This window comes from Stenotrophomonas sp. B1-1 (genome assembly GCF_010894375.1).
GTDB lineage: Bacteria > Pseudomonadota > Gammaproteobacteria > Xanthomonadales > Xanthomonadaceae > Stenotrophomonas.
On record NZ_JAAIUZ010000027.1, the window covers coordinates 72643 to 93436 of the forward strand.

22 protein-coding genes are annotated in these 20794 nt (G+C 68.7%); 8 read left to right on the top strand and 14 right to left on the bottom strand.

Annotation, left to right across the window (positions count from 1 at the left end; genetic code table 11):
* The first annotated feature begins 101 nt into the window (after window positions 1-101).
* Both cydD and cydC read left to right on the top strand, forming a co-directional pair.
* Window positions 102-1847 carry a thiol reductant ABC exporter subunit CydD gene (cydD, locus tag G4G00_RS18540; RefSeq protein ID WP_164275629.1) on the top strand — a complete coding sequence of 582 codons (1746 nt, stop codon included), beginning with the start codon at window positions 102-104 and terminating at the stop codon, window positions 1845-1847.
* Window positions 1844-3517, top strand: coding sequence for a thiol reductant ABC exporter subunit CydC (gene cydC / locus G4G00_RS18545; RefSeq protein ID WP_164275632.1), 1674 nt, complete (start codon window positions 1844-1846; stop codon window positions 3515-3517). The genes cydD and cydC overlap by 4 nt, the downstream gene beginning before the upstream one ends.
* Before the next feature lie 112 nt (window positions 3518-3629).
* Here the strand turns inward: cydC and G4G00_RS18550 are convergent, their stop codons facing one another.
* The 10 genes from G4G00_RS18550 to ccmA all read right to left on the bottom strand — a co-directional run bounded on the left by G4G00_RS18550 (window position 3630) and on the right by ccmA (window position 11995).
* Entirely contained in the window at window positions 3630-3974 is a 345-nt protein-coding gene (locus G4G00_RS18550) for a DUF1294 domain-containing protein (protein WP_164275635.1), read from the bottom strand.
* Window positions 3975-5087, bottom strand: coding sequence for a homoserine O-acetyltransferase (locus tag G4G00_RS18555; protein WP_164275638.1), 1113 nt, complete (start codon window positions 5085-5087; stop codon window positions 3975-3977).
* Window positions 5088-5218: 131 nt separating this feature from the next.
* Entirely contained in the window at window positions 5219-6211 is a 993-nt protein-coding gene (locus G4G00_RS18560; protein WP_164275669.1) for a tetratricopeptide repeat protein, read from the bottom strand.
* Window positions 6205-6681, bottom strand: a complete 477-nt coding sequence (locus G4G00_RS18565; protein WP_164275640.1) for a cytochrome c-type biogenesis protein — start codon at window positions 6679-6681, stop codon at window positions 6205-6207. Before G4G00_RS18565 ends, G4G00_RS18560 begins: the two co-directional genes overlap by 7 nt.
* A complete protein-coding gene (locus tag G4G00_RS18570; RefSeq protein ID WP_164275643.1) occupies window positions 6650-7267 on the bottom strand; it encodes a DsbE family thiol:disulfide interchange protein in 618 nt (205 codons plus the stop codon). Before G4G00_RS18570 ends, G4G00_RS18565 begins: the two co-directional genes overlap by 32 nt.
* 8 nt (window positions 7268-7275) lie before the next feature.
* Window positions 7276-9195, bottom strand: a complete 1920-nt coding sequence (locus G4G00_RS18575) for a heme lyase CcmF/NrfE family subunit (RefSeq protein ID WP_108750110.1) — start codon at window positions 9193-9195, stop codon at window positions 7276-7278.
* Window positions 9196-9657, bottom strand: a complete 462-nt coding sequence (ccmE, locus tag G4G00_RS18580) for a cytochrome c maturation protein CcmE (protein ID WP_108750109.1) — start codon at window positions 9655-9657, stop codon at window positions 9196-9198.
* A 178-nt stretch (window positions 9658-9835) separates the two neighbouring features.
* Entirely contained in the window at window positions 9836-10612 is a 777-nt protein-coding gene (ccmC, locus tag G4G00_RS18590; protein WP_108756655.1) for a heme ABC transporter permease CcmC, read from the bottom strand.
* A gap of 43 nt (window positions 10613-10655) precedes the next feature.
* Window positions 10656-11351 carry a heme exporter protein CcmB gene (ccmB, locus tag G4G00_RS18595; RefSeq protein WP_108753606.1) on the bottom strand — a complete coding sequence of 232 codons (696 nt, stop codon included), beginning with the start codon at window positions 11349-11351 and terminating at the stop codon, window positions 10656-10658.
* Entirely contained in the window at window positions 11348-11995 is a 648-nt protein-coding gene (gene ccmA / locus G4G00_RS18600; protein WP_108753605.1) for a heme ABC exporter ATP-binding protein CcmA, read from the bottom strand. The genes ccmB and ccmA overlap by 4 nt, the downstream gene beginning before the upstream one ends.
* A gap of 173 nt (window positions 11996-12168) precedes the next feature.
* On the opposite strand from ccmA, the gene G4G00_RS18605 reads away from it, so the two are divergent.
* The 3 genes from G4G00_RS18605 (at window position 12169) to G4G00_RS18615 (ending at window position 14684) form a co-directional block, all read left to right on the top strand.
* Window positions 12169-13317, top strand: a complete 1149-nt coding sequence (locus G4G00_RS18605; protein ID WP_108753604.1) for a pyridoxal phosphate-dependent aminotransferase — start codon at window positions 12169-12171, stop codon at window positions 13315-13317.
* Between the two features lie 12 nt (window positions 13318-13329).
* Window positions 13330-14136, top strand: coding sequence for an amidohydrolase (locus G4G00_RS18610; RefSeq protein WP_164275646.1), 807 nt, complete (start codon window positions 13330-13332; stop codon window positions 14134-14136).
* Between the two features lie 113 nt (window positions 14137-14249).
* Window positions 14250-14684: a hypothetical protein gene (locus tag G4G00_RS18615; RefSeq protein WP_108751591.1), complete on the top strand. Its 435-nt coding sequence runs from the start codon at window positions 14250-14252 to the stop codon at window positions 14682-14684.
* Between the two features lie 3 nt (window positions 14685-14687).
* On the opposite strand, the gene G4G00_RS18620 is transcribed toward G4G00_RS18615, so the two are convergent.
* The 4 genes from G4G00_RS18620 to G4G00_RS18635 all read right to left on the bottom strand — a co-directional run bounded on the left by G4G00_RS18620 (window position 14688) and on the right by G4G00_RS18635 (window position 18627).
* Window positions 14688-14948 (bottom strand): hypothetical protein, encoded by a 261-nt coding sequence (locus tag G4G00_RS18620; protein WP_108753602.1) that lies wholly within the window; start codon window positions 14946-14948, stop codon window positions 14688-14690.
* 197 nt (window positions 14949-15145) lie between these two features.
* Window positions 15146-16837 (bottom strand): pseudouridine synthase, encoded by a 1692-nt coding sequence (locus tag G4G00_RS18625; protein WP_108753601.1) that lies wholly within the window; start codon window positions 16835-16837, stop codon window positions 15146-15148.
* Window positions 16830-17708: an SMC-Scp complex subunit ScpB gene (scpB, locus tag G4G00_RS18630; RefSeq protein ID WP_108750100.1), complete on the bottom strand. Its 879-nt coding sequence runs from the start codon at window positions 17706-17708 to the stop codon at window positions 16830-16832. Before scpB ends, G4G00_RS18625 begins: the two co-directional genes overlap by 8 nt.
* Window positions 17709-17721: 13 nt before the next feature.
* Window positions 17722-18627 carry a ScpA family protein gene (locus G4G00_RS18635; RefSeq protein WP_108750099.1) on the bottom strand — a complete coding sequence of 302 codons (906 nt, stop codon included), beginning with the start codon at window positions 18625-18627 and terminating at the stop codon, window positions 17722-17724.
* A gap of 362 nt (window positions 18628-18989) precedes the next feature.
* On the opposite strand from G4G00_RS18635, the gene G4G00_RS18640 reads away from it, so the two are divergent.
* The 3 genes from G4G00_RS18640 (at window position 18990) to G4G00_RS18650 (ending at window position 20747) form a co-directional block, all read left to right on the top strand.
* Entirely contained in the window at window positions 18990-19289 is a 300-nt protein-coding gene (locus G4G00_RS18640) for a YciI family protein (RefSeq protein ID WP_164275649.1), read from the top strand.
* Window positions 19286-19561: a BolA family protein gene (locus G4G00_RS18645; RefSeq protein ID WP_108753598.1), complete on the top strand. Its 276-nt coding sequence runs from the start codon at window positions 19286-19288 to the stop codon at window positions 19559-19561. Before G4G00_RS18640 ends, G4G00_RS18645 begins: the two co-directional genes overlap by 4 nt.
* Window positions 19562-19709: 148 nt before the next feature.
* Window positions 19710-20747: a LacI family DNA-binding transcriptional regulator gene (locus G4G00_RS18650; protein WP_108750096.1), complete on the top strand. Its 1038-nt coding sequence runs from the start codon at window positions 19710-19712 to the stop codon at window positions 20745-20747.
* The last annotated feature ends 47 nt before the right edge of the window (window positions 20748-20794 follow it).

Sequence of the window (20794 nt, forward strand, 5' to 3'; positions counted from 1 at the left end):
GATCGTATGCCAAACCGGATGAAGACTGCGACCGCTGGCCGCAGGGGAGGGCGCCTGTGTGTGCCTACAATGCCGGCCATGCCCTGTTGCCCGTGACCCCCTTGAGCGCTGCCGAATCTTCCGCTGTTGCCACCGACCCGCACGCCGAATCGGCCCTGCAGCGGCGTACCCGTACGGCCTGGCTGGCCGATCTGGCGCGCGCGGCGCGTGGCCGCCAGCGCCTGGCAGGGCTGTGCCTGGGCCTGTCCGGCGCACTGCTGATCTGCCAGGCCGCGGCCATCGCCTGGCTGGTGCAGCACGTGCTGGTGCAGCGTGCGCCGCTGGCGTCGGGGCTGCCGGTGCTGGCCGGGCTGGTGGTCATCCTGCTGCTGCGCACCACACTGGCCGGCGCCAGCCAGGCCGCCGCAGGCGACGTGGCCGACGCCGCGCGCCTGGCCCTGCGCGAGCGCGTGTTCGCACGCCTGCTGGGGCAGGGCCCGCTGTGGCTGCGGCAACGTCGCACCGGCGAGCTGGGTGAATTGATGCTGCATCACGGTGATGCGATTGAGAACTATTACAGCGGGTTCCTGCCGGTACGCACCGAAGTGGTGGTGGTGCCGCTGCTGATCCTGGCGGCGGTGGCCTGGGTGGACTGGGTGGTGGCGCTGATCCTACTGTTCACCGCGCCGCTGGTGCCGTTCTTCATGATGCTGGTCGGCTGGGGTGCCGAAGCCGCCGGGCGTGCGCAGCTGGGTGAACTGGCGCGCATGAGCGGGCACTTCGCCGATCGCATCAAGGGCCTGGGCCTGCTGCGCCTGTACGGCCGCGGCGATGCCGAACTGGCCGGTGTGGAAGCGGCGGCCGAAGGGGTGCGGGTGCGCACGATGAAGGTGCTGCGCATCGCCTTCCTGTCGTCCACCGTGCTGGAATTTTTCGCCTCGGTCAGCGTGGCGATGGTGGCGCTCTACCTGGGGCTGAGCTACCTGGGCCTGATGTCACTGCATGCCAGCGTGCCCACCCTGGGTGCGGGTCTTTTCTGCCTGCTGCTGGCGCCGGAGTTCTACGCGCCGCTGCGGCGGTTGGCGGCCCATTACCACGACCGTGCCAACGCGCTGGCCGCTGCCGCCGAAGTGGAACGCCTGCTGCACGCATTGCCAGAAGAAACGGCGTTGCCGGAGGAAGGCATGGCCACGCGCGCACCCGAACCGGCCGAGGCCGCGTTGCCGCCGCTGCAGGCGCAGGGTCTGGTGCTGCGCCCGCTGGGCGCGCCGCAGGATGTGCTGAGTGGGCTGGATGTACGCCTGGAACCCGGCCAGCGCCTGGCCCTGGTCGGCCCCAGCGGTTCGGGCAAGAGCACCCTGCTGGAAGCGCTGGCGGGATGGCTGCCGCCGCGCGAAGGCCGCGTGCTGGTGCGGCCCGGCGTGCAGGTCGCCTACGCCAGCCAACGCCCGTACCTGTTCCATGGCTCGATTGCCGATAACCTGCGCCTGGCCGATCCCGGGGCCAGTGATGCGCGCCTGCGCGCGGTGGCCGAGGCGGCACAGGTGCTGCAGTTCGCCCAGCGCCTGCCGCAGGGCCTGGACACGATGATCGGTGAGCGCGGCTTCGGCTTGTCCGGTGGCGAAGCACGGCGCATCGGCCTGGCGCGGTTGCTGCTGCGCGATCCGCAGGTGCTGCTGCTGGACGAGCCCACTGCATTCCTGGATGCCGACACCGAGGCCGCACTGCTGCGCAGCCTGGCCGCCTATGCGCGCGGCCGCACCGTGGTGGTGGCCACCCACAGCCCGGCGGTGATCGCCTGGGCCGACCGCTGCCTGTTGTTGCCCGAAGGCCGCCTGGTCGACCCGGCGCAGGCGGTGCGCGCATGAGCCGCTCGCCCGATTCGCTGCGCGCGGTATTCATGCGCCACCGTCCGCGCCTGCTGCTGACCGTGCTGCTGCTGTGGATCACCATGCTGGCCGGCACCGCGCTGCTGGGGCTGTCCGGTGGCTTCCTGACCGCCGCGGCGCTGGCCGGTGCCGCAGGGCTGGCGCAGGGCTTCAATTTCTTCTCGCCGTCAGCCGGCATCCGCGGTCTGACCATGGCCCGCATCGTCTCGCGCTATTTCGAGAAGCTGGTGGGCCACGATGCCACATTGCGCATCGCCCGCGACCTGCGCGTGTGGTTCTTCCGCCGCGCGCTGCCGCTGGCACCGGCGCGGCTGGGGGCCACTCGCACCGGTGAACTGCTGGCACGCCTGCTGGGTGACATCGGCGAAGTGGATGGACTGCTGGTGCGCGCGCTCGGGCCGCTGTTCGCGCTCGCTGCGCTGTCACTGGTGGCCATTGCATCGGCCGCGCTGATCCTGCCCGCGGCGGCCGTGCTGCTGGCCGTGCTGGCAGTGCTGATCGGCTTCGGCGTGCCGTGGCTGGGCGTGCGCGGGCGCGATGCTGAAGAAGCCGACCGCGCTGCGCATCGCGCCGCGCTGCGCACCGCCGCGTTCGAAGGGCTGGAAGGCGCGGGTGACCTTGCGGCCCTGCATGCGGGTACCGCGTGGCAGTTGAAGGTGCGCGTTGCAGCCAAACAACTGGCGGCGCGCGATCGGCGCCGGCGCTGGCGCCTGATTGCAGCGTCCACCCTGCACGGCGCGGTGGCTGGGCTGGGCCTGGTCGGCATGTTGGCGCTGGCCCTGCACGCGGCCGAACAGCAGCGTATTGCCGCGGAAATGGCCGCCGGCCTGGTGTTCCTGACCGTGGCGCTGATCGAGCTGTGGGCCGGCATGGGCCTGGCCTGGCAATCGCTGCAGTCTGGCCGTATTGCGGCCGATCGCCTGCAGTCCATCGTCGAACAACCCGCCGCCGTGGACGAGCCGCAAGCGCCGCAGCCGGTGCCGCAGGCATCGGCGGTGCAGTGGGAAGACGTGCATTTCCAGTGGCCGGGCGCGGCGCGGCCGGTGCTGTGCGGGCTGCAGCTGCATCTGGCGCCGGGCGAACGCATCGCGATCCGTGGTGACAGCGGGTGCGGCAAGACCACCCTGTCCAGCCTGCTGCTGCGCTTGTGGGACCCGCAGCAGGGGCGCCTGAGCTATGGCGGCCAGGACCTGCGCACGTTCGCCCAGGCCGATTGGCATCGGCAACTGGCCTGGCTGCCGCAGAACGCACCGGTCTTCGCCGGCAGCGTGGCCGACAACCTGCGCCTGGGCGACCCGGAAGCCAGCGATGCCACGCTGTGGGCCGTGCTGCGCCGGGTGCGGCTGGGCGAATGGGCCGAGCGCAACGGCGGTCTGGACACCTGGGTGGGCGAGAACGGCGCGACGATGTCGGTCGGGCAGGCACGTCGCCTTGCGCTGGCGCGGGCGATGCTGCGCAATGCGCCCATCCTGGTGCTGGACGAACCCACCGAAGGGCTGGACGTGGATACCGCGCACGCGTTGCTGCGCGACCTGCCGGCGCTGCTGGACGGCCGCAGCCTGTTGATGATCACCCACGACGAGCTGCCGGACGGCGTGGTGGATGCGCAGTACCGATTGCGTGACGGTGTGCTGGAGCGGGAAACGTAATCGCGGTGGTAGCGCCGGGCCATGCCCGGCGGCCGTTTGCGTGATGGCGTGCCGACCGGCACATCCCCGCATGGCGTGGATCTACTGGCGTCGTGCCGCGTCGTTCGAACGGCTACCGCGAAAACTCGCGCAGCATCACTGCGATCGAGGCCACGTTGGCCAGCACGCACAGCCAGAACACCCACTGGAATTCCGCCTTGCGGTGCTTGTGCCGGAACAGCGCCTGGCCCAGCAGCGCACCGGGCCAGCCACCGGCGAAGGCCAGAAGCTGCAACGTGCGTTCGGGAATGCGCCACTGCTTGCGCTGTGCCGCCCGCTTGTCATGCCCGTACAGCCCGAACGACACCACGCTGGCCAGCACGCACCAGCCGCCCAGCCACAGCGGCAGCACGCCACTGACCGTCAACGCGATGAGCGCGCCGAACGCGGCCAGCGCGAGGTTGCGCCGCCAGGCCACTTACAGTCCGTCGAGGAAACCGCGCACGGCCGGGCCGAAGCGATCGAAATCGACAAGGAATGCGTCGTGGCCCTGCGGTGAGTCCAGGCCGATGAACTGCGCATCGGCACCGCCGGCACGCAGGCCGTCGGCCACCTGTTGCTGCTGCTGCACCGGGAACAGGATGTCGGTGTTGGCGCCGATGGCCAGCGCCTTTTCGACACGGATCTTCGCCAGCCCGCCCAGCACGTCACCGTCGGCATACTCGGCCAGGTCGAACCAGTCCATCGAACGGCTCAGATACAGATAGCAGTTCGGATCGAAGAAGCGCACGAAGCGCCGTGCATGGCCTTCCAGATAGCTCTCCACCTGGAATTCGAGGCCGAACGGATCATCATCGGTCTGGTCCGAATCCAGCCGCACGCGACCGAAGCGCCCATCCCATTCCAGCGCGGAACGGTAGGTGATCACGCCCAGCTTGCGTGCCATGCGCATGCCCGATTCCGGATAATCGATCTCGGTGTAGCGCCCGCCGTCCCACTTGGGGTCGAGGCGGATCGCTTCGCGCTGCAGTGAACGGATGGCGATGGAGAACGGCAACGCCTGCGCGCTGCCGGAAATGTTGATGTGGCTGCGGGCGATGCCCGGCTGCAGCATCAGCACCGCCAGCGCGGTCATGCCGCCCATCGAATTGCCGACCACGCAGGCCAGCTGTTCGATGCCCAGCGCATGCACGACCTCGATGGCTGCGCGCGCACCGTCTTCCACCGACAGTTCCGGGAAGTCGAGGCGATAGGGCTCGCCAGTGGCCGGGTTCAACGAGGCCGGGCCGGTGGAGCCCTTGCAGCTGCCCAGCGAGTTCACGCAGACCACGAACCAGCGGTCGGTGTCGATCGGCTTGCCTGCACCAACCATGGCTTCCCACCAGCCGGGCGCGGGGTTGGCCCCGTTGGCGGCTGCGTGCGCATCGGGCGAGAGACCGGTAACGATCAGGATCGCGTTGCGGCTGTCGGCGGCCAGCGTGCCCCAGGTCTCGTAGGCCACGCGCGCGCCGTGCAGGGCGCCACCGCGCTTGAACGGGAACGGCGAGGGCAAGGCATGGAAGCGGGTGCCGGGCGGAATGAATTCAGTCATGGCGCCATTCTAGCGGGGCGGCACGTGGAGCTGGCGGCACGCTGGTTTCCATGGACGGCATGCGCGCAAAGCCGCCGGGCATGGCCCGGCGCTACCGGTCATGCGGCCCGGCGAGCGCAGCGGTGTGTGGATCACGGGAACCGCAGTTCCACCGCGCCGTCATGCGGCAGCGTTACCCGCACCGCCTCGCTCTGCAGATCGCCTTCACCGCGGTTGGCGCTGCCGCTGCGTGAAATGCGCGCCAGCACCTCCACCTCGCGGTGCGCCGACAGCGGTGCGGTCGGCATCGGGCTGTCAGCGTCGCCCAGACCGACCGTGGCCGGGAAGGCGGTCAACGGCAGCTTGCGCGCCGCCACCGGCATCGGCGGGCCGCCCACGGCGCGGGCCAGCACGAACACCTGCGCACTGGCCGGCCAGTCGCCGTGCTTCACCGCGTCGGGCAGCTGCACCTGCACCTGCAGCAACGCCGGTGCCGCCGTGGTGGAAGGATCGACTGACTGTCCCGCGGCTTCGCGGGCAATCGCAATCTGTGCCTGCAGGGCCTGCGCGGCACCCGGTTCCAACTGCGGCAGCAGGCTGCTCCAGATCTCGGCCGCTTCGGCATTGCGGCCGCGCTGGCGCAGGGCAATGCCCAGCAGCCAGCTGGCCCGCTCGGCCTGCGGTGCCACCCGCCGCGCCTGCTGCAACCACGCCATGGCGGTGTCATCGAACTGCTTGCCGGCATCGGCCTGCGCGCGCGCCTGCGCCGCTTCCACCAGCACGCCTGCATCGTCCGGTGCCAATGCTGCGGCACGTGCAAAGGCATCGGCCGCCGCCTGTGCATCGCCCAGTTCGGTCTGTGAACGGCCCAGCAGTGCCCAGCCATCGGCGCGCTGCGGATCGCGCTGCAGGGCCTGCTGCAGCGCCGTTACACCCTCGCGCAGGGTCGCCACCGACGGCGCCGGCTGCACCTGCGCTGCGCGCGGGTCGCCCACCAGCAGGTACAGGCAGGCACCGGCCACGCCCAGCGCGAACACGCCCAGTACGAAACCGCGGCGCCCCTGCCGGCGCAGCGGCCACAGCACCAGCGCGGCCATCACCGCGGCCACCAGGCCGGCCAGCACGGGCAGTGTGTAGCTCACCAGCCATCTCCTTCATCGGCGTTGCGGTCGGCCGCTGCCGGTGCCACTGTGCGGCCGCGCCGGCGCACGATGCCCAGCACCAGCAGGGCACCACCGCCAAGGATCAGCAACGGCCCGCCCCACAGCAGCCAGGTACCCGGCTGCAGCGGCGGCTGGTACAGCACGAATTCGCCGTAGCGGGCGACCAGGAACTGCTTGATCTGTGCATCGTCGTGGCCCTGCTGCATCAGCTGCAGCACTTCACGGCGCAGGTCCTGGGCGATCTGTGCGTTGGAATCGCCCAGCGACTGGTTCTGGCACTGTACACAGCGCAGCTGCGCGGCCAGGTCGTGGAAGCGGGCCTCTTCGGCCGCGCTGCGGAAGGCGAGCGGCCGTGGGTCGTGCAGCGGCTGCTGGGCCAGTGCGGGCAGCGCCGCGCACAGCAGCAGCGCCAGCAGCGCGTTACGGATTGCCGTGCAGGCCGGTATCGGCATGGCCCTGGGCCTTTTCGATCTTCTGCAGCGCGGGAATCAGCTTTTCGTCCACCACCTGCTGGGTCATCGCGCCGCTGTACTTCCAGCGCACGATGCCACTGCCATCGACCAGGAAGGTTTCCGGCGCAGCGGTAACGCCCCAGTCGATCGCGGTACGGCCTTCCATGTCACTGAGCACCACCATGAACGGGTTGCCCAGCGTCTCCAGCCAGTGCAGCGCATCGGTGGGCTCGTCCTTCCAGTTGTAGCCGATCACGCGTACGCGCTTGCTTTCGGCGAAGCGGGTCAGCACCGGGTGTTCCTCGCGGCAGGCCGCGCACCAGCTGCCCCACACGTTCAGCAGGTAGGGCGCACCGCGCAGCTCTTCGCTGCGCACGGTCATGCCGGGGTCGTGCAGCACCGGCAGCGCGAAGGCGGGGGCCGGCTTGTCGATCAGCGCGGAAGGCAGCACGTCGCGCTGCGGATCCCCCGACTTCATCACCCCGTACACCATCAACCCCAGCAGGCCGAAGAAGAACAGCACGCCGATGACAATGGCGATGGGGGGCAGCGGGCGCGATGGACGCGGAGCAGGGGACGACGACATGAAAACTCCTACGGACGACGGAAACGGCGGTCGGCGGCGGTGATGAATCCGCCCAGTGCCATCAGCAGTGCGCCCAGCCAGATCCAGCGCACGAACGGTTTGATGTGCACCCGCACCGCCCACGCATTGTTGCCCAGCGGCTCGCCCAATGCCACGTAGACATCACCGTTCAGGCGTGCATCGATGCCGGCCTCGGTCATCACCTGGCCGCCGCTGGCGTACTGGCGTTTTTCCGGGTGCAGCAGGGCCTGCTCGCGGCCGTTGCGGAACACCCGCAGGTGGCCGCGGTCGGCCACGAAATTGGGGCCTTCGCGGTGGTCCACGCCTTCGAAGCGGACTTCGTAGCGGCCCACAACCAGCTGCTGCCCCGGCGCCAGCGCCACTTCCCGCTGCACGTTCAGGGCTTCCACCAGCAGCGCCCCGGCAAGGAACACCGCCATGCCGCCATGGGCCACGATCATGCCGAGCATTTCGGCGGTGAAGCGGCCATTGCCGCGCAGACGCTGCCAGACGAAGCGGGCGGTGCCCAGGCCGACCCAGGCCGCGGCCGCGACGCCCAGCCCTGCCTTCCAGCCATTCTGCGGCGCCTGCCACCACGCCAGCGCACCCAGCACGATGGCCAGCCCCATCCACGGCGCCAGCAGGGCCAGGGCGCGCGAGGGCTGGTCGCGTTGCCACTTCACCAGCGGCCCGAACGGCAGCAGCAGCACCAGCGGCGCCATCAGCAGCAGGAACAGGCTGCCGAAGTACGGTGGGCCTACGGAAATCTTGCCCAGCGACAAGGCATCGGCCAGCAGCGGGTACAGGGTGCCCAGCAGCACCATGGCGCAGGCCGTGGCCAGCAACAGGTTGTTGCCCAGCAGCAGGGTCTCGCGCGAGGTGGCGGTGAAGCCGCGGCGTGGATCATCGCTGTCCATGCCCAGACGGCCGGCACGCAGCGCATACAGCAGCAGGCTGCCACCGACCAGCAGCGACAGGAAGATCAGGATGAACAGGCCACGCGACGGGTCGGCGGCGAACGAATGCACGCTGGTCAGCACGCCCGAGCGCACCAGGAAGGTGCCCAGCAGGGACAGCGCGAAGGCGGCGATGGCCAGCAGCAGGGTCCAGCTGCCGAACGTGCCGCGCTTCTCAGTGACGGCCTGCGAATGGATCAGTGCGGCGCCGACCAGCCAGGGCATGAAACTGGCGTTCTCCACCGGGTCCCAGAACCACCAGCCGCCCCAGCCAAGTTCGTAATACGCCCACCAGCTGCCCAGCGCGATGCCCAGGGTCAAAAAGCCCCAGGCCACGTTGGTCCACGGCCGCGTCCAGCGCTGCCAGCGTGCATCCACGCGGCCTTCCAGCAGTGCGGCCACGGCGAAGGCGAAGGGCACCGAAAACCCGACGTAGCCCAGGTACAGCATCGGCGGGTGGATGATCAGGCCCGGGTCCTGCAGCAGCGGATTCAGGTCGCGGCCTTCCAGCGGCGCCGGGTTCAGGCGCAGGAACGGGTTGGAGGTGAAGATCAGGAAGGCCAGGAAGCCGACGCTGACCACGCCCATCACCGCCAGCACGCGGGCCTGCACCGGCGCCGGCAGCTGCCGCGAGAACAGGGCCACCGCACCGGTCCACAGCGCCAGCACCAGTGCCCACATCAGCAGCGAACCCTCGTGCGCGCCCCACACCGCCGAATAGCGATAGATCAGCGGCAGCAGCGAATTGGAATTCTCGGCCACGTAGCGCACCGAAAAATCCTGCTGCACGAAGGCGGCCGTCAGCACCGCGAAGGCAGCGGCCACCAGCAGCAGCTGGGCGAAGGCGGCCGGGCGTGCGGTGGCCATCCAGGCGCTGTTGCCGCGCTGCGCGCCGGCCAGCGGCAGGCCGGCCTGCAGCAGCGCTGCCAGCAACGCACACAACAGCAGGATCTGACCCAGCTCCGGCAGCACTCAGCGCACCTCGGGCGCCGTTACCGGCACGTCGTGCTTGCGATGGGCATCGCCCATCTTGTCGGCCACTTCCTTGGGCACGTAATTCTCATCGTGCTTGGCCAGCACTTCGTCGGCCACGAACACCCCGTCCTGCAGGCGGCCGCTGGCGACCACGGCGGTGCCCTCGCGGAACATGTCCGGCAGGATGCGATCGGTGCTGACCGGCAGCGTGGCATCGCCATCGGTCACCACGAAATGTGCCTGCAGCGAACCACTGGGGCGATCAAAGGAACCCTTCACCACCATGCCGCCCAGGCGGAAGCGCGACTGCGCGTCGACATCCCCGCGCAGCACTTCAGACGGCGTGTAGAGATAGGCGATATTGCGCTGCAGGGCGAAGGCCACCAGGGTGGTCGCCAGCCCGGATGCCAACAGCAGCAGCATTACCCAGACCATGCGGCGTCGCTGCACCGGCGTCATCGGCTGAGCTCGGTGGCCAGCGGCGCCGCTGCCGGGCCGTTGCTGCGCGCCTGCAACCGCTGCTGGCGGCGCTGCGCCTGTTGCCGGGCGTGGCGCAGGCGCAGCCAGGAACCCAGCGCATCGCAGCCCAGCACCAGCAGGAACACCGAGAACGCCGCGATCAGATAGGGCAGGTGGGTCATGGCCGTGGCTCCGTGTGGCGGGCTGCCGCTGGCGTGCCGAAGCGTTCGCCGATCCAGGCCTTGCCGGCCTCGCGGGCGATGTTGTCGGCGCGCGCCTTGGCCAGCAGCGAGCCGACGAACCACAGCTTGGTCGCCACCACCATCCACCACAGCGGCGCAATCAGTTCCGGGCGAACCGCGTTTTCGCCGAACACATTGATCGACTGGCGCTGGTGCAGCGCCCCCCACCAGTCCACCGAATAGCGGATGACCGGCAGCAGGCCCACGCCGATGATCGCCAGCAGCCCGGCGGCGCGCGCGGCGCTGCGGCGGTCCTCGATGGCGTGGTACAGCCCGATCACGCCCAGGTACAGGAACAGCAGGATCAGCTCACTGGTCATGCGCGGGTCCCAGTCCCACCACGTGCCCCAGGTACCTTTTCCCCAGATGCTGCCGGTCAGCAGGGTGATCAGTGTGAAGCCGGCGCCCATCGGCGCACAGGCCATGGCCAGGATTTCGCAGATCTTGATCCGCCAGATCAGTGCGATGGCGGAATAGGCCGCCATCAGTGCGAACACGAACAGGCTCATCCAGGCACTGGGCACGTGGATGTAGATGATGCGGAAGGCATCGTGCTGGTTCTGTTCCGGCGGCGCCACGAACAGCCCCTGCCACAGGCCGATCAGCAGCACCGGTACCGCTGCGGCGTAGAACACGCGGGACCAGCGCGCGGCGAAACGATCGAAGGTCGGAGGTGAACCGAGTTGGTGGAACCAGCGGACGATCGGATTCATGCGTGGCGGCTATCCAGCAGGGATGGATTGGCTCTCAGCTCGTTCAACTCAGAGAAATACGGATGGCCGCGGCCGTGGCCAGCGGTGCCAGCACCAGGGCAACCACCAGCCCCGCGCCCAGCATCAGCAGCGCACCGACTGGATCCTGCCCACGGCCGGCTGCCGCCAGACTGCCTGCACCGAACACCAGCACCGGCACATACAGCGGCAACGACAGCAACGCCACGAGAATACCAGAGCGCCGGATGCCGACGGTCAGTGCTGCCACCACACCGCCGATCAGGCTCAACACGGGTGTTCCCAGCAGCAACGATGCCAGCAACATCGGCAGTTGGTCATGCGGCAGATGCAGCATTTCCGCCAGCAACGGGCTGACCACGATCAGCGGCAGCGCCGTAGTGGCCCAGTGCACCAGCACCCGCACCAATACCAGCCAGGCCAACGGCACCGGGGCCAGCAGCCATTGTTCCAGCGAGCCGTCTTCGGCATCGGAACGGAACAGCGAGTCCAGCGCCAGTTGCCCGGCCAGCAGAACCGCCAGCCACAGCACGGCACCGGCGGTGGCGGCCAGCGGCTGCGGATCGCGGCCCTGGGCCAGGGCGAACAGCACCACCACCAGCAGCGCGAACAGCAGCGGCTGCAGGGCATCGCCACGGCGGCGCCACAGCAGGCGCATGTCGCGCGCCACCAGGGCGCGAGCGGTCTGCCACAGACCCGGTTCGGTGCCCGGCGCGATCATGCGGCTTCTCCCTGGGCAAGATCCGGCTGTAGTTGCAGCAGGCGCGTGCGTACCGGCGGTGCGGCATAGGCACCATGGGTGGTGACCAGGGCGGCACCGCCACTGCGCAGGTGCGCCGAAATCATCCGGTTGACCAGGTTGATGCCGTCCAGATCCAGGTTGGCGTAGGGCTCGTCCAGCAGCCACAGCGGAGCGGGTGAGAGCCAGATGCGGGCCAGTGCCAGCCGCCGTTTCTGCCCGGCCGACAGGTGCCGCACCAGGGTGTCTTCGTAACCGGCCAGGCCGACGATGGCCAGCGCATTGCCCGGCATCTGCCGTGCGCGCCGCCCATGCAGGCCGCACAGGAAGTGCAGGTTTTCCAGCGTGTCCAGGTCCGGCTTCAGCGCGGGCAGGTGGCTCAGGTAGGCCACGTAGCGCGCGCGCTCGGCCGTGCTGGCCTGCTTGCCGTCGATGCGCACCTGGCCGGCGCCCGGCCGGGCCAGGCCGGCCAGCACGCGCAGCAGTGTGGTCTTGCCGGCGCCGTTGCCGCCCTGCACCAGCAGCGCCTCGCCGGCGTCCACATGGAAATCCAGCGGGCCGAACACGGGCTCATCATTGCGGGAGAAGCTCAGGCCGCTGGCGGCCAGCAATGCAGGGGTGTTCAAGGGGCAGGGATCTTCATGCCGGGGTGCGGCGGCAATTGTAGCGGTGAATGTGGCCCCGGTAGCGCCGGACCAGGGCCGCTGGCGACGTGGAATATGCAAAGAACGGCCCGGTTCCGCAGGCAGGGCGTGGATTTCGTACACTTCCGGGCCTTGTTCTCCCATATTCCAGGCCGATGCAACCGAACACCAAGCTGCCCAAGGTCGGCACCACCATCTTCACGGTCATGTCCCAGCTCGCCGCCGAACACGGCGCGGTCAACCTGGGCCAGGGCTTCCCGGACTTCTCCGCACCGCAGCGGCTGATCGACGAGACCAGCAAGGCCATGGCGGCCGGCTTGAACCAGTACCCGCCGATGACCGGCGTGGCGCCGCTGCGCCAGGCCATCGCGCAGAAGTCGCTGGACCTGTACGGCGCCACCATCGACCCGGACACCGAGATCACCGTGACCAGCGGTGCCACCGAGGCCATCTTCAACGCCATCCACGCCGTGGTGCGTGCCGGCGAGGAAGTGATCGTGCTGGACCCGGCCTACGACTGCTACGAACCGGCCATCGAGCTGGCCGGCGCCACCGCCGTGCACGTGCCGCTGGACCCGCAGACCTTTGCCGTGGACTGGGACCGCGTGCGCGCGGCAATCACCCCGCGCACCCGCATGCTGATGGTCAACACCCCGCACAACCCGTCCGGCGCCATGCTGGACGAGGCCGACATGCAGGCGCTGGCCGACCTGCTGCGCGGTACGCAGATCTACCTGATTTCCGATGAGGTGTACGAGCACATCATCTACGACGGCCGCCGCCATGAATCGGCGCTGCGTTACCCGGAACTGCGCGAGCGCACCTTCGTCATCTCCAGCTTCGGCAAGACCTACCACTGCACCGGCTGGAAGATCGGCTACGCGGTGGCGCCGCCGCTGCTGACCGCCGAATTCCGCAAGGTGCACCAGTACAACACCTTCACCAGCTTCGGCCCGGCCCAGTATGGGTTTGCCGCGATGATCCGCGACGAGCCGGAACACCACCTGGAACTGGGTGCGTTCTACCAGGCCAAGCGTGATCGCTTCCGCGAGCAGCTGGCCGGCACGCGCCTGAAGCCGCTGCCGGTGCCGGGCGGCTACTTCCAGCTGGTCGACTATTCGGACATCAGCGATCTGCCCGACCACGAATTCGTGAAGTGGCTGACGATTGAAAAGGGCGTGACCGCCATTCCGCTGTCGCCGTTCTACGAAACCGCGCCGGTGGGCCAGCGCCTGGTGCGCCTGTGCTTTGCCAAGAACGAAGCCACCCTGGACGCGGCGATCGAACGCCTGCGCCTGCTCTGAGGGAACACGACCATGCAGGACCTGCGCATTTCCCTCGTCCAGGGCGACACCCGCTGGCATGACCCAGCGGGCAACCGCGATTACTACGGCGCGCTGCTGGCGCCGCTGGCCGGCCGCACCGACCTGGTGATCCTGCCGGAGACCTTCACCAGTGGGTTTTCCAACGATGCCATTGCCCAGGCCGAGGGCATGGACGGCCCGACGGTGGCCTGGCTGCGCGGGCAGGCACGTGCGCTGGATGCCGCGGTGATCGGCAGCGTGCAGCTGCGCGAAGGCGAGGGGGTCTACAACCGCCTGCTGTTTGCCACGCCTGACGGTGAGCTGCAGTACTACGACAAGCGCCACCTGTTCCGTTATGGCGGCGAGCACGAACGCTATGCCGCCGGCCGCGACCGCCTGAGCGTGGAATGGAAGGGCTGGCGGATCAACCCGCAGGTCTGCTACGACCTGCGTTTCCCGGTGTTCTGCCGCAACCGCTACAACGTGGAGCGGGCAGGGCAGATGGATTTCGACCTGCAGATCTTCGTGGCCAACTGGCCCTCGGCACGTGCCTATGCGTGGAAGACCCTGCTGCGCGCGCGCGCCATCGAGAACCTGTGCTTCGTGGCGGCGGTCAACCGCATCGGCGTGGACGGCAACCAGCTGCACTACGCCGGCGACAGTGCGGTGATCGATTTCCTGGGCCAGCCGCAGGTGGAGATCCGCGAGCGCGAGCAGGTGGTCACCACCACCATCTCGGCCGAGGCCCTGGCCGCGCACCGCGCGCGTTTCCCGGCCATGCTCGATGCCGACGCCTTCCATCTGGACGAGCGCGCCTGAGCGCACGCTGCGGCGGCTGAACGCTTGCCGCACCCACGCGCGCGCCTGCATCCACCGTGCACGCGCGCGCTGCTAGATTCGCCGGCAGTCCGAATGAAGTGGAAGTGCTGCCGATGAAGAAGTCCCTTGCCCTGCTGCTGGCCCTTGCCGCCAGCGCCCTGGCCCCGGCCGCGCAGGCCGGCGGCAACCTGGATTGCCAGTTGCGCTACAACCTGTCCGGCTGGTCGCTGATCTACAAGACCGCCTCGGGCACCGGCACGGTCCGCTGCAGCAACGGCGCCAGCATGCCGGTGCGCATCCAGCTCAAGGGCGGTGGCCTGACCGTGGGCAAGTCGAAGATCACCGATGGCCGTGGCAGTTTCACCGGCGCCAGCAGCGTGGGTGAGCTGCTGGGCACCTATGCCTCGGTCGGTGCCCATGCCGGTGCGGTGAAATCCAGCAACGCCCAGGTGATGACCAAGGGCGACATCTCGCTGGCCCTGTCCGGCACCGGCAAGGGCTGGGACCTGGGCGTGGATGGTGCGGCGTTCACCATCAGCCGCCGCTGAGCCTTACCAGCCGATCTGCAGGTGCCAGGCGTGGCCGGTCACGCTGAGCTGTTCGACCACGTAGCCGCGATCCTGGTAATGCGCCAGTACCGCTTCGGCCTGGCCTTCGCGGGCCTGGCCGCGCGGCAGGGACACTACGATGCGGCGTTCGCCCTTGCGCGAGTTGGCGTCGATGGAATGATCGATGTCCTGGATGAATTCGCCGGTGGTGCGGCCAGCGAGGTCGGCGTTGGCGCGGGCCTGGTCGGGGGTGATGCCGGTCATGGGTGTTGCCTTGTCGTGTGAGTGAGGCTTGACGATAGGCAGCGGCCGCACCAGATGCGGCGACCTATGGCACAAATGGCCTGTTTTCAAACAATTCCTAGAGAAGACCCGCGCAACGATCAGGCGCCCTCAGGAGCCAGTCACCAACAAAAAACCCCGGCCGAAGCCGGGGTTTTTCATTTCAGCGAGGACCGCGATCAGCCGCCGCGCGGGCCGCTGCGGCGCGGGCCGCCCGGGCCACGGTTGCCGCCGGGGCCACCCGGGCCGCGGTTGCCACCCGGACCGCCGGGACCACGGTTGCCGCCCGGGCCACGGTTGCCACCGGGACCACCCGGACCGCGACCGCCCGGACGGGCGCCGTGCGCCGGCTTCGGGCTGCCATACGGGTTGAAGCCCGGGGTGGCATGGTCGGACGGGAAGCTCGGGGCATTGCCCGGATGGCCGTACGGGTGCTTGTTGCCCTGGCCCTGCGAGCGGTTGCCCGCACCGGCCGGACGACCCTGGCCGCCACCGGCGCCACCACGGCCTTCACCGCCGAAGCCGCCACGGCCCTGGCCGCCGGCATTGCCGCGACCTTCGCCGCCGAAGCCACCACGGCCCTGGCCGCCACCGGCACCCGCACCCGGGCCCTTCGGCTTGCCGTACGGACGGCCCTGGCCGCCTGCGCCCGGACCACGGGCACCCGGGCCACGCGCGCCGGGGCCGGCGTTGCGGTGGCCGCTCGGGCCGGTGCTCACGCCATCAGGCACATACCAGGTGCGGAACGCGGCCGGGTTGCCTTCCGGAAGCGAACGATCGTTCTTCGGCGCGCGCTGCTTGAACGGCTTCTGTGACTGCTTGGCCGCCGCTTCACCGCTGACGGTCAGGCCGCCCTTGAAGCCGCCGCCCTTGCCGCCACGGCCACGGCCGCGGTCTTCGCGCACGTTGTCGAAGCGGCGCAGTTCGCGGCCTTCATCGGCCGTGCTGTGGCCATTGACGTAGGCGTTGCCGCGGCCACCTTCGCGCACGCGCACGGTGGTCTTGGCGGCGCGGCGCTGGCCGATCACCGGCTGCAGGGTCAGCGCCGACGGCGCGCCTTCTTCCAGCTTCAGCTGCGCGCGCAGTGCTTCCACCTGGGCGCTGGGCAGTTCCACGGTCTGGCCACGGGCCAGTTCGCGCGGCAGCGACACCTTGCCGTAGCGGGTTCGCTTGAGGCGGCTGACTTGGCAGCCCTGCGATTCCCACAGGCGGCGCACTTCGCGGTTGCGGCCTTCCTTCACCACCACGCGGAACCAGTCGTGCGAATCGGTGCCGCCGATGCGTTCGATCTCGTCGAACTTGGCCGGGCCGTCTTCTAGCGCCACGCCGCGGGCCAGGCGGTCGACGATCGCGTCGCTGACCTTTTCTTCGCCTTCCGGCGCACGCACGCGCACCACGTATTCGCGCTCGACCTCAAACGACGGGTGCATCATGGCATTGGCCAGTTCACCGTCGGTGGTGGCCAGCAGCAGGCCGGTGGTGTTGATGTCCAAGCGGCCGATCGCGATCCAGCGCGCGCCCTTCAGCGGCGGCAGCGCTTCGAACACGGTCGGGCGGCCTTCGGGGTCTTCGCGGGTGGTCACTTCGCCTTCCGGCTTGTTGTAGACCAGCACGCGCGACGGCTCGGCCAGCGCGGTGGCCACGAAGCCACGGCCGTCCAGCTCGATCTTGTCGCCGCTCTTGACCGACATGCCGGTCTGCGCGACTTCACCGTTCACCTTGACCAGGCCTTCGGCGATGCGCTGTTCCAGCGCGCGGCGCGAACCCAGGCCAGCCTGGGCCAGCACCTTGTGCAGGCGCTCTTCCAGCTTGAACTGTTCGGAGGTGGCTTCGCGCTTCAGCGACAGCTTGTTACGGGGGGTGTCACTCATCAGATTTGCTCCGGCCGACGGTTTCGAGGTCGGCCTCTGGTTCGGAATCGGCTTGGTCAACAGCCACGGTCGTCATCGCGACGGCGTTGTCTTCGCGTTCGTTCACGGGAACCGCGCGCTCGCCCGGCGCGGAATCGGGGTGCCCAGCATCGAAGGGCGAAGGTGCTTGCTCGTCACTGGCCGGTGCAGGGGCTGCGCCGGCGGAATCGGGGGTGTTGCCAGTGCCTGCGTCCAGGCGGGTGTCATCATTGGCAGCGCCGTCAGGGTCGGCACTGATGTCCGGGCCGGCGGCGCCGGCGGCGGCCGGGCCGTCACGGTCCAGTGCCAGCTGCGGCTCCAGCTCGCCCAGGTCCTTCAGTTCGGACAGTGGCGGCAATTCGTCCAGCCGCTTCAGCCCAAAATAGTCCAGGAAGCCCTTGGTGGTGCCAAACAGCGCCGGCTTGCCGGGTACGTCGCGGTGGCCGACCACGCGGATCCACTCGCGTTCTTCCAGCGCCTGGATGATGTTGCTGCTGACGGCCACGCCGCGCACCTGCTCGATCTCGCCGCGGGTGATCGGCTGCCGGTAGGCAATCAGCGCCAGCGTTTCCAGGGTGGCGCGGGTGTAGCGGGTCTTGCGTTCGGTCCACAGCCGGCTGATCCAGCCATGCACTTCGGCGGTCACCTGGTAGCGGAAGCCGGAGGCCACCTCCAGCAGTTCCACGCCGCGGCCGGTGCAGGCCTCGCGCAGCTGTTCCAGGGCGCGCTCGATGCTGCCCGGCGGCGCCGGCTCGTCTTCCGGGAACAGGTCTTTCAGCTGGGCCAGGGTGAGCGGCTGGCTGGACGCCAGCAGGGCACCTTCGACAATACGGTTGATCAGCGGTTGGTCCATCGGCAGGCAGCGCTCACTCGTTCTCGTTGGCGGCGTCGTTGTCGTCGAACTCGCTGCTGAACTGCAGCGGGGCGTTGGTGTTGCCGGCCGCCAGCGATTTCACGTAGATCGCCGCCAGCGGTTCTTCCTGCACGATGTCCAGCAGCTGTTCCTTGGCCAGTTCCAGCATGGCAAGGAAGGTGACCAGCACGCCCAGCTTGCCTTCCTCAGCGGTGAACAGACTTTCAAACCGGTAGAACCGGCCATCTTCCATGCGGCCCAGGATCTCGCCCATGCGCTGGCGCACGCTCAGTGCCTCGCGCTTGATCGCATGGCCAGTGAACAGCTCGGCGCGCTTGAGCACGTCGTGCAGGGCCAGCAGCATTTCCTTCAGGTCCACCGGCGGCGGCAGCTTCACCGTCGCCCGTTCCGGCATGAACGCATGCGCCACCGTCGTGTCGCGGTCCTGCCGGGGCAGGGCGTCGATATCCTCCGCCGCCTGCTTGAAGCGTTCGTACTCCTGCAGCCGGCGCACCAGCTCGGCGCGCGGATCGGCCTCGTCGCCGTCCTCGCTGACCGGTCGCGGCAGCAGCATGCGCGACTTCACTTCGGCCAGGATCGCGGCCATCACCAGGTATTCGGCGGCCAGCTCGAAACGCAGCTCGCGCATCACCGTGATGTATTCCACGTACTGCCGGGTGATCTCGGCCACGGGAATGTCCAGCACGTCCAGGTTCTGCCGGCGGATCAGGTACAGCAGCAGGTCCAGCGGCCCTTCGAAGGCATCCAGGATGACTTCCAGCGCGTCCGGCGGGATGTACAGGTCCTGCGGAATCTGCAGGACCGGTTGCCCATGCACCACGGCCAGCGGCATTTCCTGCTGCTGGGGGGCGGGCGGCCGGGTTGGCGGGTTCGCGTCGAGCGCGAGTTCGGAAGTCATCTAATGGACGTCAGCATTGCAACGGACCAGTCGCGGTACCCGCCATGCCGGGCCAACGCCACGGCCACGGGGGCACCAGGCACGCCTGTCTCGGCGCGATTCCACACATATGAAACAGCAGCACGCGCTGCACAACAGCGGCAGCGACAAGACTACGGGGAGGTCGTCTACGTGGCCCGTCAGGAAGCGGCGGGGCGATCGTCGGGGGCTGCGGAAGCCGCGGAAACCGACGGGCTGCTGCATCCAGCCACGTGCAATTGACCCTAGGGTAAGGCTTTGCCGCGCCAGTGTCCAGCAACGGCAGGCAACCGGCTGGCATTGGCTAGAATCGGCGCACCGCAACATGAACGAGGAACCACCCCATGTGGTACGTGATTGAAGGCTATGACGGCCAGGATGTGCTGGCCCGGCGGCTGCAGGTACGCCCGCAGCACCTGACGCGCCTGCAGGCGCTGAACGACCAGGGGCGCCTGCTGCTGGCCGGTCCTTGCCCGGCCATCGACAGCGAAGACCCGGGTCCGGCCGGCTTCAGCGGCTCGGTGGTCATCGCCGCATTCGACTCGCTGGCGCAGGCACAGGAATGGGCCGAAGCCGACCCGTACGTGGCCGCGGGCGTGTACGTACGCACCCAGGTGCGTCCGTTCCGCAAGGTGCTGCCATGAACGCGCGGCGCATCAAACAGATTCGTGATGCGCTGCAACAAGCATTGGCCCCCAGCGTGCTGGAGATCGAAGACGACAGTCATCGCCATGCCGGCCATGCCGGCGCGCGCGATGGGCGCGGCCATTTCAACGTGCACGTGGTCAGCGAACGCTTCGCCGGCATGGCCCCGCTTGCGCGCCACCGCGCGGTCTACGCCGCGCTGGGCAGCCTGATGGACACCGACATCCATGCGCTGTCCATCCGTGCACATACCCCGTCAGAACAGGGCTGAACATGACCCAGATACTGTCTTTGCAGGTCACCGTGCGGGCCTGCGCGGGACAACTTTTTGTGTCCGGAATGGGACATTCGCCTAACGGACAGTTTACAAGCGCAGATGGAAACGCTTACATTCCGCGCCAAGCTGGTAGGTCCAAGCCGTGGAGGGCGGCTTCGTGAACAAGGCAGCCATAACAATCAAAGATGTCGCACGCGAAGCCCGGGTCTCCGTGGCCACGGTTTCCCGCGCGCTCAACGGGCATGAGAACGTTGCCGAACCGGTCCGCCAGCTTGTGCTGGAAGTGGCCGCGCGGCTGCGCTACACCCCACATGCTGCCGCGCGCAGCCTCAGCAGCCGCCGTACCAATACGGTGGGCGTGGTGCTGCCCGATCTGTACGGTGAATTCTTCTCCGAACTGATGCGCGGCATCGACGGGGTGGCCCGCAGTCGCCGCCAGCACCTGCTGGTGTCCAGCTACCACGGCGACCAGGAACAGCAGGGCGCTGCGCTGCGCGCCATGCGCGGCCGCGTCGATGGCCTGCTGGTGCTGTCCCCGTATGCGGAAAGCCCGGGGTTCCTGACCGACAACCTGCCGCAGTCGCTGCCCACCGTGCTGATCAACACCTACCTGCCCACGCAGGACCACCCGGTGTTGAGCATCGACGACCACGCAGGGGCGATGGCCATGACCCGCCACCTGCTCGATGCCGGCCACCGCCGCATCGCTTTCATTTCAGGCCCGGACCTCAACTTCGACGCGCGCGAGCGCCTGCGCGGCTTCCGTGACGCGCTGGCGGCTGCTGGCAACGGCGCCGAAGGCATCGAGCTGCCCGGTGATTTCGACGAAGCTTCCGGCCATCGCGCCGGTCAGGAGTTGCTGGCAGCCGGTGCGCTGCCCGATGCCGTGTTCGCCGCCAACGACATGATGGCCCTGGGGTGTCTGTATGCGTTCGCGCAGGCAGGCGTCCACGTGCCCACCGATGTCGCCCTGGCGGGTTTCGATGACATTCCGCTGGCGCGGTTCGTACACCCATCGTTGACCACCATGCAGGTCAGTATCGCCGAGTTGGGCGATCGGGCCATGACGCGCCTGTTGCAGTTGATGGACGGCACTACCACGGAAGGGGCAGGGGACAAGCAGACGCTGGTACCCCGCCTGATCGTTCGAGATTCCACCACCTCGCCATCCGGCCGTTGAAGCCGGAGGCTTTCCTTTTCTTTTGACTGATCGCAGGAACCGCGCAA

Coding starts and splice junctions, on each gene's coding strand:
- cydC (WP_164275632.1), top strand. CDS start 1,844: ATGAGCCGCTCGCCCGATTCGCTGCGCGCGGTATTCATGCGCCACCGT.
- G4G00_RS18555 (WP_164275638.1), bottom strand. CDS start 5,087: ATGACTGAATTCATTCCGCCCGGCACCCGCTTCCATGCCTTGCCCTCG.
- G4G00_RS18565 (WP_164275640.1), bottom strand. CDS start 6,681: ATGCCGATACCGGCCTGCACGGCAATCCGTAACGCGCTGCTGGCGCTG.
- G4G00_RS18570 (WP_164275643.1), bottom strand. CDS start 7,267: ATGTCGTCGTCCCCTGCTCCGCGTCCATCGCGCCCGCTGCCCCCCATC.
- ccmE (WP_108750109.1), bottom strand. CDS start 9,657: ATGACGCCGGTGCAGCGACGCCGCATGGTCTGGGTAATGCTGCTGCTG.
- ccmC (WP_108756655.1), bottom strand. CDS start 10,612: ATGAATCCGATCGTCCGCTGGTTCCACCAACTCGGTTCACCTCCGACC.
- ccmB (WP_108753606.1), bottom strand. CDS start 11,351: ATGATCGCGCCGGGCACCGAACCGGGTCTGTGGCAGACCGCTCGCGCC.
- G4G00_RS18605 (WP_108753604.1), top strand. CDS start 12,169: ATGCAACCGAACACCAAGCTGCCCAAGGTCGGCACCACCATCTTCACG.
- G4G00_RS18610 (WP_164275646.1), top strand. CDS start 13,330: ATGCAGGACCTGCGCATTTCCCTCGTCCAGGGCGACACCCGCTGGCAT.
- G4G00_RS18615 (WP_108751591.1), top strand. CDS start 14,250: ATGAAGAAGTCCCTTGCCCTGCTGCTGGCCCTTGCCGCCAGCGCCCTG.
- G4G00_RS18620 (WP_108753602.1), bottom strand. CDS start 14,948: ATGACCGGCATCACCCCCGACCAGGCCCGCGCCAACGCCGACCTCGCT.
- G4G00_RS18625 (WP_108753601.1), bottom strand. CDS start 16,837: ATGAGTGACACCCCCCGTAACAAGCTGTCGCTGAAGCGCGAAGCCACC.
- scpB (WP_108750100.1), bottom strand. CDS start 17,708: ATGGACCAACCGCTGATCAACCGTATTGTCGAAGGTGCCCTGCTGGCG.
- G4G00_RS18635 (WP_108750099.1), bottom strand. CDS start 18,627: ATGACTTCCGAACTCGCGCTCGACGCGAACCCGCCAACCCGGCCGCCC.
- G4G00_RS18640 (WP_164275649.1), top strand. CDS start 18,990: ATGTGGTACGTGATTGAAGGCTATGACGGCCAGGATGTGCTGGCCCGG.
- G4G00_RS18645 (WP_108753598.1), top strand. CDS start 19,286: ATGAACGCGCGGCGCATCAAACAGATTCGTGATGCGCTGCAACAAGCA.